Origin of the sequence: Pseudomonas sp. HY2-MNA-CIBAN-0224, assembly GCF_040310285.1 — a bacterium.
Lineage (GTDB): Bacteria > Pseudomonadota > Gammaproteobacteria > Pseudomonadales > Pseudomonadaceae > Aquipseudomonas > Aquipseudomonas helleri.
In genome coordinates, this window is sequence record NZ_JBEOPQ010000711.1 from 1 (window position 1) to 255 (window position 255).

The window sequence follows — 255 nt, forward strand, 5'->3', positions numbered from 1 at the left end:
TGTTATAAGCTAAAGGCTTACCAGCTTCGACACCAAAGCCATTGACGACGTTTAATACGCCTTTAGGTAACAGGTCAGCCGCACCGATAATCTCTAACATATAGAGAATAGAGGCAGGGGTTTGCTCAGCAGGTTTGAGAACCACACAGTTACCCGCAGCAAGCGCAGGAGCCAGTTTCCACACGGCCATTAGGATAGGGAAGTTCCAAGGGATAATCTGACCAACAACGCCTAGTGGCTCATGGAAATGATAGG

1 protein-coding gene is annotated in these 255 nt (G+C 48.2%); it reads right to left on the bottom strand.

Going from position 1 to position 255, the window contains the following annotated elements; translation table 11 throughout:
* Positions 1-255 (bottom strand): aldehyde dehydrogenase family protein (locus AAEZ03_RS28175; RefSeq protein WP_350583250.1); only part of this gene is annotated, 255 nt, incomplete at both ends.